This is a genomic window from Marinomonas sp. 15G6-16, from assembly GCF_055809555.1.
Genome location: NZ_CM147916.1, coordinates 1,650,715 through 1,666,290, shown reverse-complemented (window position 1 = coordinate 1,666,290; position 15,576 = coordinate 1,650,715). Strand labels below are relative to the sequence as shown.

16 protein-coding genes are annotated in these 15,576 nt (G+C 42.8%); 13 read left to right on the top strand and 3 right to left on the bottom strand.

Features of this window, described 5'->3' with window-relative positions; genetic code table 11:
* The first annotated feature begins 20 nt into the window (after window positions 1–20).
* Complete coding sequence (locus AC0L46_RS08100) at window positions 21–236, top strand: DUF2798 domain-containing protein (RefSeq protein WP_473502812.1); 216 nt, start codon at window positions 21–23, stop codon at window positions 234–236.
* Between the two features lie 120 nt (window positions 237–356).
* Here the strand turns inward: AC0L46_RS08100 and AC0L46_RS08095 are convergent, their stop codons facing one another.
* On the bottom strand, window positions 357–1,763 hold the full coding sequence (locus AC0L46_RS08095; RefSeq protein WP_414681534.1) for an alanine/glycine:cation symporter family protein: 1,407 nt from the start codon (window positions 1,761–1,763) through the stop codon (window positions 357–359).
* Window positions 1,764–2,033: 270 nt separating this feature from the next.
* Window positions 2,034–2,681 (bottom strand): pyridoxamine 5'-phosphate oxidase family protein, encoded by a 648-nt coding sequence (locus AC0L46_RS08090; protein WP_473502810.1) that lies wholly within the window; start codon window positions 2,679–2,681, stop codon window positions 2,034–2,036.
* A 116-nt stretch (window positions 2,682–2,797) separates the two neighbouring features.
* On the opposite strand from AC0L46_RS08090, the gene pdxR reads away from it, so the two are divergent.
* From pdxR to AC0L46_RS08045, 9 genes are all read left to right on the top strand, one after another.
* Entirely contained in the window at window positions 2,798–4,273 is a 1,476-nt protein-coding gene (gene pdxR, locus AC0L46_RS08085) for a MocR-like pyridoxine biosynthesis transcription factor PdxR (RefSeq protein ID WP_473502808.1), read from the top strand.
* A 442-nt stretch (window positions 4,274–4,715) separates the two neighbouring features.
* Window positions 4,716–5,567 carry a ubiquinol oxidase subunit II gene (cyoA, locus tag AC0L46_RS08080; protein WP_414681530.1) on the top strand — a complete coding sequence of 284 codons (852 nt, stop codon included), beginning with the start codon at window positions 4,716–4,718 and terminating at the stop codon, window positions 5,565–5,567.
* Window positions 5,554–7,650: a cbb3-type cytochrome c oxidase subunit I gene (locus AC0L46_RS08075; RefSeq protein ID WP_414681529.1), complete on the top strand. Its 2,097-nt coding sequence runs from the start codon at window positions 5,554–5,556 to the stop codon at window positions 7,648–7,650. Before cyoA ends, AC0L46_RS08075 begins: the two co-directional genes overlap by 14 nt.
* 75 nt (window positions 7,651–7,725) lie before the next feature.
* On the top strand, window positions 7,726–8,346 hold the full coding sequence (cyoC, locus tag AC0L46_RS08070; protein ID WP_414681528.1) for a cytochrome o ubiquinol oxidase subunit III: 621 nt from the start codon (window positions 7,726–7,728) through the stop codon (window positions 8,344–8,346).
* Window positions 8,346–8,681, top strand: coding sequence for a cytochrome o ubiquinol oxidase subunit IV (cyoD, locus tag AC0L46_RS08065; RefSeq protein WP_414681527.1), 336 nt, complete (start codon window positions 8,346–8,348; stop codon window positions 8,679–8,681). The genes cyoC and cyoD overlap by 1 nt, the downstream gene beginning before the upstream one ends.
* Window positions 8,682–8,697: 16 nt before the next feature.
* Entirely contained in the window at window positions 8,698–9,606 is a 909-nt protein-coding gene (cyoE, locus tag AC0L46_RS08060) for a heme o synthase (RefSeq protein WP_473502805.1), read from the top strand.
* On the top strand, window positions 9,603–10,226 hold the full coding sequence (locus AC0L46_RS08055) for an SCO family protein (protein ID WP_414681525.1): 624 nt from the start codon (window positions 9,603–9,605) through the stop codon (window positions 10,224–10,226). The genes cyoE and AC0L46_RS08055 overlap by 4 nt, the downstream gene beginning before the upstream one ends.
* 39 nt (window positions 10,227–10,265) lie before the next feature.
* A complete protein-coding gene (locus tag AC0L46_RS08050) occupies window positions 10,266–10,775 on the top strand; it encodes a hypothetical protein (protein WP_473502803.1) in 510 nt (169 codons plus the stop codon).
* A 12-nt stretch (window positions 10,776–10,787) separates the two neighbouring features.
* Entirely contained in the window at window positions 10,788–11,219 is a 432-nt protein-coding gene (locus AC0L46_RS08045; RefSeq protein WP_473502801.1) for a copper chaperone PCu(A)C, read from the top strand.
* 19 nt (window positions 11,220–11,238) lie between these two features.
* Here AC0L46_RS08045 and AC0L46_RS08040 read toward each other — a convergent pair whose 3' ends face one another.
* The gene (locus AC0L46_RS08040) at window positions 11,239–11,721 is read right to left on the bottom strand and encodes a TlpA family protein disulfide reductase (protein ID WP_473502799.1); all 483 of its coding nucleotides are present in this window, start codon (window positions 11,719–11,721) and stop codon (window positions 11,239–11,241) included.
* Between the two features lie 255 nt (window positions 11,722–11,976).
* On the opposite strand from AC0L46_RS08040, the gene AC0L46_RS08035 reads away from it, so the two are divergent.
* The 3 genes from AC0L46_RS08035 to AC0L46_RS08025 all read left to right on the top strand — a co-directional run bounded on the left by AC0L46_RS08035 (window position 11,977) and on the right by AC0L46_RS08025 (window position 15,411).
* Window positions 11,977–13,641, top strand: a complete 1,665-nt coding sequence (locus AC0L46_RS08035; protein WP_473502797.1) for a tannase/feruloyl esterase family alpha/beta hydrolase — start codon at window positions 11,977–11,979, stop codon at window positions 13,639–13,641.
* A 110-nt stretch (window positions 13,642–13,751) separates the two neighbouring features.
* Window positions 13,752–14,360 carry a gamma-glutamylcyclotransferase family protein gene (locus tag AC0L46_RS08030; RefSeq protein ID WP_473502795.1) on the top strand — a complete coding sequence of 203 codons (609 nt, stop codon included), beginning with the start codon at window positions 13,752–13,754 and terminating at the stop codon, window positions 14,358–14,360.
* Entirely contained in the window at window positions 14,350–15,411 is a 1,062-nt protein-coding gene (locus tag AC0L46_RS08025) for a methyltransferase (protein ID WP_473502793.1), read from the top strand. The genes AC0L46_RS08030 and AC0L46_RS08025 overlap by 11 nt, the downstream gene beginning before the upstream one ends.
* Window positions 15,412–15,576: the final 165 nt, after the last annotated feature.

Below are 15,576 nucleotides of genomic sequence, written 5' to 3'. Positions count from 1 at the left end.
CTAATATATGGAGAGATTCAGTGAAACATAGAATTGTTTTTGCCGTACTTATGTCGTTTACCCTGTCATTTTTTATGTCTGCGTGGATCACTTACATGAATATCGGGCTGCCTTCGAACTTTGTTTCATTTTGGATGCATGCTTGGGTTTTGGCTTGGCCAGCGGCGGGTGTTATTTCGTTTATTGCAGGACCTTTTATCAATAAATTGTCACACACGATCGCGAATAAACTTTGAGAGCTCAGGAAGAGTTTTGAATAGAGAAAATTAGAATGCGGCCTAAGAAACACTAAGTTGTGTTCTTAGGCCGCAATTTGATGTTGTAAATGACGCTTTACTCATCAAAGGATTGGCGATTTACTGCTTCGGTTTTTCATCCCAAACACTCAAATCAATGTCTTCTCGTACTTCTGGGTATTCATCAGAATTGAAAACAGGCGTATGCGTTTTTAATTGAGCGAAATAGTCTTTCGTTAATTTCACAACCAAACCAGACATCATGGTAATGGCGATCAAGTTGATTGTTGCCATTAAGCCCATTGCTGCATCGGCAACGTTGAAGACCATTGCAACACTCTCGTAAGCTCCCCAAGGAATCATAGCAAGCGCTAGAATGCGAAGAACGAAAATGCCCGGCTTATTTGCCCATTTTAGGTAAGTCAGCGCATTTTCTGCGTAGCTGTAGTTACCAATGATGGAAGTGAATGCGAAGAAGAAAATAGCGATCGCAACAAAGTACTGACCAGCGCTACCAACATGCGTTGTCAGTGCCGTTTGTGTTAGAGCAATACCTGTTTGACCATTTCCTAATGCACCAGAAAGAAGAATCATCAAAGCTGTTGCGGTACAAATCAGAATAGTGTCGATGAAAACACCTAATGACTGAACCATGCCTTGTGACGCTGGGTGATGTGGGTTTGGTGTTGCTACCGCGGCAATGTTTGGAGCGGAACCCATACCGGCTTCGTTAGAGAATAAGCCACGTTTCACACCGTTTAACATTGCACCTAAAACACCACCTGCTGCTTGTTCAACACCAAATGCGCTTTTGAAAATCAATGCAAATGCGGCTGGAACATCGCTGATGTTGATGCTGATCACATACAAGGCCAACAAGAGGTAAAGAACCGCCATAAATGGCACCACGACTTCTGCAAAGCGTGCGATCTTTTTGATGCCACCAAAGATAACCACTGCTGCTAACAGCATGATAGCTAAGCCAGTTATGCTCGTATCAACGCCAAATGCACCTTCCATTGCGCCAGCGATTGAGTTCGCTTGTACGGCATTGAACACAAGACCAAATGCCAAGATAAGCGCTAGCGAGAAAACCGCTCCAGCCCAAGGTGCTTTAAGACCTTTGCTGATGTAGAACGCAGGGCCACCGCGCAATTGACCGTTTTGGTCGCGCATTTTATAAAGCTGAGCAAGTGTGCTTTCAGCATAAGCCGTTGCCATACCAATGATTGCGACAACCCACATCCAAAAAATGGCACCTGGGCCTCCTAGATACAGAGCAACCGCTACACCCGTCATGTTACCTGTGCCTACTCGAGAGGCGAGACTTGTACAAAGGGCTTGGAAAGGAGAGATGCCGCCACGGTCAGATTGTGGGGCTTTAAGAACGGTGCGGATGAATTCTGGGAAGCGGCGGATTTGAATAAAGCCTAGGCGTAACGTGAAATATACGCCAACAGCTAACAAGCCATATATGAGGATATAACCCCAGAAAACGGTATTTAAGAAGTTTACAATAGCTTCCATTTAAAGTTCTCCAATTATTCGATAGTGTCGATTATTTTATTATTTCGTAGGTTGAATGTTAGGCGTGCGATTTGATAAAAAGCACACCTAAAGAACGCGTAAAAACGGTGCAAGATTAGCGAGATTCTTGAAAACCGCAAGGAAAAGAGGGTCGAAAGGTGCACTAAATGTGCATAAAAAGTGGGTTTACTTATTTTCTGTGTTTAGCGTTTTTAATCTAGGAAAGCGAAACGTCAAAAGGTCGTTAAAAACGACCTTTCTAAAAAACGCTTAAAAAGCATTAGGCGGTGTGGCTGGGAGATATTCCTCCTGCTGAATTGGATCTGTTTGTGGGCTTCCCCAAGAGCGCTCCAAAGGAATAACGCCAGCCCAAACTGGCCAGTTATTGTCATCTGGATCGTCTATAGGTGGTTCATCGCGAAATTTCACTGAAGCTTCCTCGATTTTGATTCTAACCAACCCTGTTGCTTTGATTTCATTGTCATTGATAGGTCTTAGCTGCTCCCAACGGCCAGGGCTGACTTTGTCTAAGAAAATCTTAAACTGACGGACTTTCTCGTCTTTGTCTTCAATTAATTCCGGCACACCAAAGAGGGTTACGGAACGATAGTTCACCGAATGATGCATGGCAGATCGCGCCATTACCAAACCGTCTAACAGGCTGATGTTAATGCAAACCTTTTGAGGTTCATCGATTGGCCCTTTTACATTGCGAGCTTTGGAATGCGCGTGCCAATAAAAGTAGTCTCCTTCTCGCCAATGACAAGTTGGAGTGACGAAAGCTTGGCCATCTTTTACCTGTGCTATATGACACATGAGAGACGCATCAATAATGTCGAGCGCTTTTGCTTTGTCGTAGCTTGCTCTGTTTGGTCCTCTTTTTACTTTGCTGAGTGGTGCTTCAAGTGACTCGCTCATGGGTTATTCCTTGTCTTTGAGTTTGGCTGGCGATATAACAAGAGATTAGAAGAATCTGGCATTCTTAAAAATATCCAGAATGCATATAAAAAAGCAGGCCAGTTATGAGATATGCCATGGGCAGTTTGCGTTTCTCTTTAGATGAAGATGGCGCGCCTTATTACCAGCAGTTGATCACCCAAATTCAGCAAGGCATTGTCTCGGGTGAATTATCTGTTGGGGATAAATTGCCTTCGACACGCTTTCTGGCGGAGTCTTTAGGTGTTTCAAGAAGCACAACCTCACGCGCGTACGATCAGCTTCTTGCGGAAGGCGTTTTAATAAGCAAAGAGAAGCGAGGCGTGTTTGTTTCTTCTTTGCCTATGGTTGGCCGCCGGAAATCTTCTTTGGATGGCAAAAGGACAAGCCAATTTAAAAGTCAGCGCCAACAAGCGAAGAAATTAAGCTTTGATGCGGGCGTGGATGTTTCTGTTTTCCCAACGAAAGAATGGGCGACGAGCATGCGCCGTAGTTGGTTGAATCCAGACTTGGACTTGCTGCAAGGAGGTTATCCAACGGGTTATCCGGACTTAAAAGAAGCGATTGTCGATTATTTGTATCGTGTGCGTGGTTTGGAATGTACGGTAGAGCAAATTATCGTCACTGCGGGTAATCGAGATTCATTGATTCTATTGCAACACGCGATAACGTCTTTGCTTGAGCCTCAACCATCAGAAACAGCTAAAAAGAGAGCGGTCACTTGGTGGCTTGAATCCCCTACTTATCCTCCAATGCGTGAAGTTCTCTCGCAAAATAATATCCATAATATTGCAATCGATGAAGATGGCCCTTGTTTACCAGAAGATGCTGCTATAAATGTGGGTATAATCACCCCTAATCGTCAGTATCCTTTGGGAATCAATATTAGCTCGAAACGTCGGCAAGAATGGCTGCAAAAGCTTCAACAGTCGTCTTCTGAATGGTGGCTGGTGGAAGATGACTACGATAATGAGTTTGTCTACCAAGGTCGCAGTGATGTGCCCTTTATGCAAACAGCGAGTATTCATGAGACAGCACGAGATCGTGTGTTCTTCGTCGGGAGCTTTTCAAAAGTATTGTTTCGCGGCTTGCGGTTGGGCTTTATTGTTGCGCCTTTGAAACACCTTGATTTGGTTCGAAAAAGCCAAGCGACTCTTGGCTCTTCCTCTTCTTTGCCGATACAGCCAGCGGTCGCGGACTTTATGCTGCAAGGCAGTTTTGATCGTCATATCAATCGAATGCGCCGACATTATCGAATCAAACGGGACTTCCTTCTGGCTTTATTAGACGACAAATTAAGCGAGTGGTTTGATTGGAAAAAGCCTCGCGGCGGCATGCATATTCTCATTGAATTTAAAGCGGATGTGCTGAGTGCTTTTCCTGAAACCTGCCTTGATGCACGAATCGCCACGGAGTTACAGCTAAGAAATGTATGCTTCTTTACACTATCTTCCCACTATGTTGATCAGCCGTCTCCACGACAAGGTTTCTTGCTTGGCTTTAGTGGGCCAAGCGAATTGACTATGTCAAAAATGGTCGATGAGTTAGAAAATTGGTTACGAAATAGCCTTTAATAGGGTTTTAACTTTTAGGTTAAATAAATGACTTAGATCAAGTTTTTCAGGAAACGTGCAGGAATGGCGCTTCAATGGACAGGGCTTTCAATAGTTTTTTAAGGTCGCGTAGTGTAGTATTCCCCCGAAAAATATTGATCTAAATTATTAAGCTGAGCGTAACAACCAACTAGCGAATTGTGCAAACAATCGGCTAGGGGGTATTTATACGCCCTGACTATTGTAAAAGCCCTAGTGCAAAAATATAATTGTCAGGCTTAACCTAATTCCGCAAATTGTCTGTGGTTATTGGGTGGTATCTACAAGATGCTCATGATTTAACTTTATTAAGCATTTAATCGGGTTTTCTTAACCGCTGATTTAATGTTTATGAATTCTATGAGTTTACATTAAGCGCCTAGTCCACTCGCAACACTTGCTCTAGGACATTCTGAGGTTACAGATGAAGAAAAGACTGTTCCAATCAACCATGCTATTTTCACTTGCGCTGCTTTTAAGTGGCTGTGACTTAGCTTTGTTCGATTCTAGTGGTGTCACAGGTAAAGAAATTGGTGACACTATTCTACTTACTATGGGATTGATGCTTATTGTAGTTATTCCAACTATTTTAATGTCTATTTGGATTCCCTATAAATACCATGCAAGTAAAGCTGATGAGTCTTACGACCCGGAGTGGGAACACTCTAGTAAGATCGAATTTTTTGCTTGGGGTGTACCAGTTGTAATCATTGTTATTCTAGCAACGATTACCTACTTTACATCTTACTCCCTTGACCCGAGAAAAGAGCTTGCTTCTGACAAAGAGCCTTTGACTGTTCAAGTGGTTGCAATGGATTGGAAGTGGCTTTTCTTATACCCAGAAGAAAAAATAGCGGTAGTCAACGAAGTGGCCTTCCCTGTTGACCGACCTGTTGAATTCTTGGTGACCTCTCAATCGACTATGAACTCCTTCTTCATTCCTAAGCTTGGTGGACAAATTTACGCTATGGCAGGTATGGAAAACCGTATGAACCTAATGGGTACGGAAATAGGCGAATACCGAGGTATTTCTGCAAACTACAGTGGTTTTGGCTTTGCTGGGATGCGCTTTAAAGCGAAAGTTACGTCAGAAGAAGATTTTGGAAAATGGGTAGAAAGCGTTAAAGCTTCTGGCCAAGTACTAACTGATGCTGAATATGATCGCTTAATTGAAAAGACACGTGATCATAAAGTGGAGTATTTCTCATCAATAGATCCTCTACAGTTTAAGAATATTATTGAGTCTTTCATTGGAGCCCAAAATGGTTCAAACTGATCTAATCAAAGACCCTCATGTGCTGACTGGTAAGTTGCACTGGGGCGTAATCCCTTTCCATGATCCTGTCGTTGCGCCAGTGATGTTTGCCGCTATTTTAGGTGGCTTGCTATTGGTTGCTTTTGTTACCTACAAGAAATTGTGGGGATACCTATGGAACGAATGGTTTACTTCTGTAGACCATAAGAAAATCGGTATCATGTACTGTATTGTTGCTCTGGTCATGTTGGTACGGGGCTTCTCCGACGCAATTCTAATGCGAACCCACCAAGCGCTATCGACGTCCGATACCTTTGGTGAAGGTTATCTACCACCAGAACACTACGACCAAATCTTTACCGCTCATGGCGTTATCATGATTTTCTTCGTAGCAACGCCTCTGATGATAGGTATTATGAACGTCATCATGCCGTTGCAGATCGGTGCTCGTGACGTAGCTTATCCTTTCTTGAACTCGTTAAGTTTCTACTTGTTCTTAGTTGGTGCTCTACTTGTAAACATCTCTCTATTTGTTGGCGAATTCGCTGCAGTAGGTTGGTTGGCTTACACACCTCTTTCTGGTATCGAATACAGTCCCGGGGTCGGGGTCGACTATTGGATCTGGGCATTGCAGATCTCTGGTATCGGTACGACTTTAACCGCAGTTAACTTTGTGGCAACGATTCTAAAAATGCGTGCTCCTGGCATGACAATGATGAAAATGCCTGTGTTCACTTGGACTACATTCTGTGCCAACGTAATTGCGCTTGTTATCTTCCCTATTCTAACTGTTGCGATTGCTCAGTTGACGCTTGACCGCTATTTAGACTTCAACTTCTTTACGAATGATGATGGCGGCAACCAAATGATGTGGGTTAACTTGATTTGGGCCTGGGGTCACCCTGAGGTGTACTTCTTGGTATTGCCAGCATTCGGTATGATTTCCGAAGTGACGGCGACCTTCTCAAGAAAACGTCTATTCGGCTATGTTTCCCTTGTCTGGGCGACAATTGCCATCATGTTATTGTCATTCTTAGTATGGCTGCACCATTTCTTCACTATGGGATCTGGCGCAAGCGTCAATGCCTTCTTCGGTATCATGACAATGATCATCGGTATCCCAACAGGTGTGAAACTCTACAACTGGATCTTTACTATGTATAAAGGTCGCGTAGAACTTACCGCTTCTATGTGGTGGGTAATCGCCATGCTGATCACCTTTACGGTGGGTGGTATGACAGGTGTAATGCTTTCTATTCCTGCGAACGATTTCGTACTGCACAACAGTATGTTCGTACCTGCTCACTTCCATAACGTAATCATTGGTGGTGCGGTATACGGCTACTTCGCTGGTTTCACTTACTGGTTCCCTAAAGCAACTGGTGTGAAATTGAACGAAACGCTAGGCAAGTGGTCTGTAGGACTTTGGTTCTTCGGTTACTTCTTCGCTTGGGTCCCTCTGTACTACACTGGTTTCGACGGTATGACTCGTCGTCTACAGTACATTGATAACCCAGAGTGGCAATTGCCTATGTACATTGCACTTATCGGTGTTGCTCTGATTGCTGCAGGTATCGGTACTCAAGTTGTCAATATCGCGTGGAGCCTATACAAGCGTAACGATCCTCAATACAAAGATGTTACGGGCGATCCATGGGATGGTCACACTCTAGAGTGGTACACAACATCTCCACCACAGTTCTACAACTTTGGCGATGTTCCACACATCAATGATCGTGATCCGTTGCTTGATATGAAACAAAAAGGCATCGCTTACAAGCGTCCAGAAAAATACAGCCGCATCCATATGCCGAAAAATACTTGGGCTGGTCCAGTGTTAGGTTTACTAACATTACCTATGGGATTTGGTTTTGTATGGCATATCTGGTGGATGGTTATTGCATCTGTAGCTGCTATCTTCGCTTGCTGGGTCAAACTCAACTTCGAACGTGATAAAGACTACTACGTTGAAGTTCCTGAAGTTGAAGAGATCGAAGGTGAATTCTTGAAGAGTAATGAAGGTCGTAACTATTACTTTGAGAAGAATGCTAAGTACTACAAAAAGTGGACACCATCAGATCAAAATGACAGCACGGTTGTTTAAGTAACCAATAAACCGTAGTTACAGCGTTATCCAAAGATGGCGCTGTAACTAGAATTTAAATTTTGGAAGATATTTATGACTGCATTAACTAACGATCATGATCTTCATGACCATGACGATCATCACCATCATGAGGCGGAAGCCGCTGATCGCTACGTGTTCGGGTTTTGGCTATACATAATCAGTGACTGTTTGTTGTTTAGTACTTTGTTTGCAACTTACGCTGTAATGGGTCAAAACTTTGCAAACGGTATTACTCCTGATGAGTTGTTCGATTTAAGCTTTGTTGCTGTTGAGACAGCCCTACTGCTGTTGAGTAGTTTTACCTTCGGTATGGCAATGTTGGGCGCCAATGTTGAAAACATGGCTAAAACTAAGTTCTGGCTAATTATTACAGCCATCTTAGGTCTTGGCTTCCTTGGCATGGAAATCTACGAATTCGTACATTTCAGCCATGAAGGTGCGACACCACAAACGAGTGGTTACTGGACATCTTTCTACAGTTTAGTAGCAACTCACGGTTTGCACGTAACAGCTGGTTTGATTTGGATGTTCTTCTTGTTCATTCACTTTAACCGCGATGGCTTTAGTAACGAAAACAAAATTCGTTTGGCTTGCTTAAGTTTGTTCTGGCATTTCCTAGACATTATCTGGATTTGTGTATTTAGCTTTGTTTATTTAAGAGGAGCTATGTAATGTCATCAACAAAAACTGGTCCTGGCGGACAAGCCCACGGTAGCGTTAAAGAATACGTTACGGGTCTGATTCTATCTATCGTACTAACGGTTATCCCTTTTTACTTAGTGATGACGGATACTGGCAGCGATACCTTTGTCGTAGTAACGATTGTTGCAGCGGCGATTGCTCAGGTTCTTGTTCAAATGGTTTTCTTCCTACATATGAACGGTTCTTCTAAGCAAACTTGGTTAACTGTATCGGCTGTCTACGCACTATTTATTCTACTTTTCGTCATTGTTGGTTCTATGTGGATATTCGAACACTTGAATCATAATATGCTGATGGGTCACTAACCTAGTCGAGAAAATTATGTTTAAAGACTATGTTTCGCTGACCAAGCCAGGCATTATCTTCGGAAATCTTATAGCCGCTGCAAGCGGCTTTTTCCTTGCTGCTAAAGGCAATATCGATTGGTTTTTGTTCTTAATAGTCATGGTGGGCACAACATGTATTGTTGCTTGCGGATGTATTATTAATAACTATGTTGATCGTGATATTGATCTAAAAATGAGCCGCACGAAAAACCGCGCTTTGGCTCAAGGGCGTATTAGTGTGAGTTCTGCACTCATCATGTCGGTAGTGCTTGGTGCTATTGGCTTTGCCCTGCTATACATTTTCACTACAGTGCATGCTGTGCTATTCGGTGTTATCGGAATTCTAGTTTACGTTGGTTTGTATACTCTTAAGTATAAACGTAACTCTGTATACGGAACGCTTGTTGGTAGCTTATCGGGTGCTTGTCCTCCGGTGATGGGTTATGTCAGTATCAGTAACGGTTTTGATATCGGTGCTGCTATCTTGTTGTTGACCTTTTGCTTTTGGCAAATTCCTCATTCTTATGCCATCGCTATTTGTCGTTTTGAAGACTATAAAGCGGCGAACATTCCTGTATTGCCTGTGAAATACAGCGTACAAACAGCCAGATATCATATGTATGTTTACATCGTAGGCTTCGCTGTGGCGGCTTTGATGCTGTTTGAAAGAGGCTTTGTAGGAGTGGTCTACGCATTGGTTGTCAGCCTAATGAGCCTGTATTGGATTTACCTCGTTAAGGTTGGCTATAACGTGGAAAATGAACAAGCTTGGGGAAGAAAGTTATTCGTCTTTTCTATTCTTATCATCACGGTATTTAGCGTTCTGATCTCGGTTGATTATGTGAATCATGGACAAGTAGAGGTTGCTTCATTGCAACCTTCTCAACTGGCAATGCAATCATGAATGAATCCAAAATCGTAAAAATCTCAGTCTTCGCGGCTCTTTTTCTCTCTATCTCTATCATTGTTTTCTATGTGGCAACAACGACTCGTCCGATTGGAGAGAAATACAAACCACTGAGTGAATTAGGCGGACCTTTTACTTTGGAAACAAAGCAAGGCCCCTTTTCACTGTCTGATATCGAAGGCAAAGTGGGCGTTGTGTATTTTGGATTCTTAAGTTGCACTGAAGCATGTCCTGCTTCTATTGGCGTTGTTCAAGCCGCCTACAAACAACTCACTGATGAAGAAAGAGACAATGTTCAGTTCTTATTTATTAGTGTTGACCCTGAAAGAGACTCTTTAGAGGATCTTTATGACTTTGGTGACTATTACGACAATGATCTTTTGGCGCTGACTGGAACAAAAGAAGAAATCGATAAAGTTACCTCTGATTACGGTGTGTTTTTCGAGTTAACAGACCTAGAAGGCTCAGCACTTGGCTACACTGTAGATCACTCATCTCGCTTTTATATGATCGATAAGCAAGGTAAATTGTTTACAACAATGAGCCATAGTACGACTCCGAGTGAGCTGGCTGCTCGAATCAAGCAGCTTCAAAATATGGAAAGCACTTCTTCCTAACTTTCTATCCATTGTCACACCTAAATGAAAGGATGTGTTATGTATATTACCCGTCATTTGTTTTTGATCTTTAGTACTATTTCATTGTTCACTGTATCCCTAAATGCACATGCAGAAACTTCTATGTCTGTTATAGCGGAGGAGCATGAAATCGAACAATGCAAACAGCCTTTAATCGCTATCGCCGATGAGCTGATTGGCAAAAATGAACACAGACTTTATGTGGATCAGCCTAAACATCATGCGAATAAATACCCATTCACAGTCATTGGTGTTATTTCCTATAACGACCAAGATGCTCAGGTGCAGTTTAATGCGTCACCTATGGTAAATGGCGAATGTGAAGTGTCTTACCAAGAAGTGTTTGCGCTACCTGAAACTTGTTTAGCCGTTCGTGAACAAGTTTTTAAGAAGTGGGAATACGTTGGTCGATTAAGCAAAGACAGCTTCTTCTTACGTCATAAAGAGCGTCTTACAAGAAATGCGACATTAACAAGCATCAAATCTGGTTCAGAATGCTTAGTGACTCGACGCCACAGTGGCATTTAAAAGGAAAGCATTATGAAAAAAACAATCGCAGCCATTTTGATGGCAGTTACCCCATTCGCTTTTTCTGCCCAATTAGAAATCAGCAGAACAAACCTAAAAGCCAATATTCCTGGTAGCGACAACACCGCTGCTTACATGCTTGTTGAAAACTTAACAAAAGATGATGTTCGCATTGTTGGTGTTGAGACAGATGTAGCGGAATTTGCGGAATTGCATAGTCATAGAATGGACGGTGATCGAATGATTATGCGCCATGAAAAGTACATTGATGTCGATGCAGGAGAGTCTGTTCGTTTTGCGCCAAATGGCTATCACATCATGCTAATTGGCCTTAAACAACGTGTTAAGCATGGTGAACAAGCTAAGATCGTATTGAAATACGATGATGGCACTTCACAAGCGTTTCAATTCGATATTATCGATCCGCGAAAAGCGGCTAAGTAATTGAGAAGCATGAGAAAGCTTATTCAGCTTTCTCATGCTTAGCGATCAAATTTTTAATCCCTTCTATTGTGACTTTTCCGTGTAGGACATCAACAATCTCTCCATTTGGAGAAAGAATATAAGTTGTTGGTAGCACCGCAGGAATTGAGACAGGCAAAGACTCCAGAGAGGAAGTCTTTAATACAGGAAACTGGATGTTATAACGATTAATCAATCCCTTAATTTCTTGGTCAGACAAGCTGTCGTAACTGATCCCAAAAACGCGTAACTCGCCTTCCAATGCTAGCTCATTCAGTTCAGGAAGCTCTTCCAAGCAAGGGCTACACCATTCTGCAAAGTAATTAATCAGAGTCCATTTATCACTTTTCCAATCGTATGATTTTCCCGAAACAGCATCAAAAGAAGGGGCTTTTTGTAGCCCTAAAATAATGATCAAGGTAAATATCGGAAGTAATGCGCAGGCTAAAAGTTTGATGAAGAGTGACTTATTTTCTATAAGCATAAAGAAGCTCGAATGAATTAATTTAAACGTCATTATCGCAAAACAGGCTTATTAATAAAATGTCATCCATGCTTTGAGCTAAGGTATTCTTTTTTATTTCGTTTTCCGCTTTAACGAAACTTTCTATTTATCTCATTATTCGTTATTTTGATTGTCTGCTTGTTGAATCTTACGCGGAAGTATTTACTGGAAACTTTTGCGATTATTTCAAAAAATGAGTTGGATTCGACACTCAAACCAAAAAGGACGATGTAAATGAAAACGCTTTTAAGCTCGGCAATCATGGCCAGCGTAGCTTTTATTTTTGGAGCCAGCCCCGTTTATGCGGATGAACTTCGTTGCCAAGCATTATTAACTCATGGGCTTGAAGGTGTTGAGATTAAAAGTGCCATGCATCGCTCTGATAAAGAAGTCCGCAGCCCTTATTGTTTGGCTTCGGGCGTGATGTCTCAGTATTTAGGAAAAGATGGCAGGTTCTATTCAATCAAGTTTGAGTTGCGACTCCCTGATTTTTGGCAAGGACGTTTTGCTTACCAATTTAATAGTGGATATGGCGGCGAAGTAAAACCTGCATTAGGGGCAATCACTGGTCTTTTACCTTCTGAGTATGCAATCAACCAAGGCTTTGCTGTTGTTTCCAGTGATGACGGCCATGATGCCAGCGCGTATCCTGAAGCGGGCCTTGCTTCAACAGTGGCCTTTGCTCACAACCCTCAAGCGCGTCGTAACTATGCATACGAAGCGGTGGAACAATTAAACCCCGTCGCCCGTTTTTTAGTTGAGCTTTATTATGAGAAGCCTATTCGATATTCATATGGCATTGGGCAATCTAACGGCGGACGCTTAGCCATGATCGCAGCGACCCGTTTTCCCAATATGTTTAATGGATTATTAGTCGGCTCTCCGGGTTTCAATGCCCCACGAGCGGCATTACAGCACGCGTGGGATGTTCAAGCTCTGCATCGAGTTAACGACGACATCAGCCAATCTTTAACACAGCGAGACCTCGATTTCTTCGCTCAACATATTTTGAACGCGTGTGATGGCTTGGATGGCATAAACGACGACATGATTTTTGCCTCTGAGGCTTGTCAGCAAGTGTTTAAACCAACCGCTTTAGTGTGCAAAAGCAATTTCGACCGAGACTGTCTGTCTTTAGCAAAAGTCTCTGCGCTTATGAAAATGCATCAAGGGCCACACAATTCAAAGAACCAAGCTTTGTACACTAGCTGGGTTTATGACTCCGGTATCCGTTCGGATAATTGGCGTGCATGGAAAGTAAAAAGTGATGTTTCAGCTTGGAACTATCAATCTGCAGGTTTGGTAAAAGGCGGTGCATCATTAGCGTATTTATACACTACGCCTTATGCTGAAATGAAAGGCGATGTATTTTCCCTAAAAGAATATTTATTGGCGTTCGACTTTGATCGAGACGCTCCTAACATATATGCCACGAATAGTGAGTTTACAGATTCTGCCATGACATTAATGACGCCTCCTGATGCAGCAAAGCCTAAATTAACAGGCTTTAAGCAGAATGGCGGCAAAATGATGGTGTTTCATGGTAACAGTGATCCTGTTTTCTCAGTTAAGGATACAGTTAGATGGTATGACTTCTTAGATTTTGGCTTGAGTGGTCAAGCGGATGAATTCGTGAAGTTTTATCGCATTCCTGGTATGCCTCATGGCCAAGGTGGCGCCTCGACAGATCAGTTTAATATGCTGCGACCTTTGATGGACTGGGTGGAAAGACAAAAGGCACCACAAGACGTTATTGCCGCAACTCGGTTAGATAATCCAGAAATTACATCTCGTATGGCAGGTTTAACTCGTCCCTTGTGTCCTTATCCGTCTTACGCCAAATATCAGAGCGGTAACTACCGTGATGCCAAATCCTTTGTTTGTGCTACTAATCAATAGAATCTGCTCGTGCTGTAAAAGAGAAACTGAGCTGGCACTGCCTAAGGGCAAAGGCTATCATGCGTGTCATTCTAATTGTTCCATGAATGACAGCTTGCTTGGAGGCTAATATGAGCTCATCAGATCGACATTTTATTTTAGGCTACGGCAGTCTGATTAGTAGCGAAAGTCGTGCGAAAACCGGTGAAACGGGTCAGGTTTGGCCAGTTAAATTGCATGGCTTTGAGCGTCATTGGTCGGTAATGAGTGATGAGTTTGGTATGAGTTCGGTCGCCGTCATTCAAGCGTCAGATAAAGCCTGTAACGGTGTGCTGGTTGAAGTGCCTTTTGATCAGTTTCCTTTGTTTGATGAGCGTGAGCGAGGTTATCACCGAGCAATGATCCAAGCGGATCAGTTAAGCGCTTATCAAACCACGCCTTTACCGGAAGGAACCTACTGGATTTATTATACGGACGATATTGTTGAACCAACTCAAGGTTGTCCTATAACGCTGAGTTACCTTGATGTTATTCTGTCTGGTTGCCTAGAGTATGGTGATGCTTTCACTCAAGATTTTTTGATGTTGACGAAGGGTTGGACATCGCCTTTATTGAATGACAGAAAAGCGCCACGTTATCCGAGAGTACAACCTGATATTGAGACAGAGCGTTTAAATACTTTATTAGCGCCTGTAACCACCCTTTCTATAAAAGAGCTATCTGTAACTTATGAATCTTAACTCAACGAGCCAATTGCTGGCGCGTAATGAAAATGAACTCTCAGGCAAGGTTTTGTTTGCCAACCCAGAAGATACTTATCCTTTGGATATCAGTCGGCAGGCCGATGTGTATGCTTGGTGCCAATCTAAAACTTCTTACGATGCACTAGATCGTGTTGGTTTTGCAGAAGAAAAACTGCTGTTGTCTGAGCAATGGACTACTGAAAACGGCACAGACTTCGACTACATCATTGTTTATCAGCCTAAAGCCAAAGAGTTGTTGGATTATTTATTGGCTGCAGTTTTGCCGCTTCTAAAAGATGGCGGACAAATCTGGTTAGTGGGTGACAATAAAAGTGGCGTCAAATCCTCTGCCAAGCGTTTAGAAGCAGGTTTAGATGAGGTTGGTAAGTTAGACAGTGCGAAACATTGTTTGCTTTATGCGGGCTACAAACGCCGCCCAGCGAAGCCTTTTGTATTTGAAGACTGGATTGTCTCTTGGCAACAAGAAGTAGCAGGACAGACTCTTACTTTATGCAGTTTACCCGGTGTATTTGGTCACGGAAAACTGGATAAAGGAACAGAGCTATTACTGAACCAATTAAATGAACACCGTTTTATGAGCGATGCTGCCAATGCTCGAATTCTCGACTTTGGCTGTGGCGATGGCATTATCGCGCTTTGGTTATACAACAAAACTGGCGCGCGCATCACGGCGTTGGATGACAGTGCATTGGCTCTCAAAGCAACCGAGCTAACTTTCGCAGCCAACCAAGCCAGCGATGCTCTGACAACGTTGGCTTCAAACGGGCTAGATGAAGTGAAAGGTCGATTTAATTACGTTGTAACAAATCCGCCTTTCCATACTGGAATCAATACGGATTACAGTATCGCAGAAAGCTTTTTCATGACGGTTAAGCAGCATTTAACCTTGAACGGTGAGCTGTTTGTTGTGGCGAATGACTTTTTGCGATATCCGCCGATTTTGGATGCGGCGTTAGGTTCACATACTCGTCTTTTCCGAGATAAAGGCTTCGCTATTTATCATGGACGCCAGCCGAAAAAACGCTAATTACTAGCGACATGAGATGATATTAAAAACGCGCAGACTTCTTCAGAAGATGCGCGTTTTTTATGTGTAGTTCGCCATTATTCTCGCGATGGTTTTAATCACAGTAATCAAATGCCTCATCTGTTAAACTGGCGCCTTATGAATCTTTAAGCCCATTATATTGAT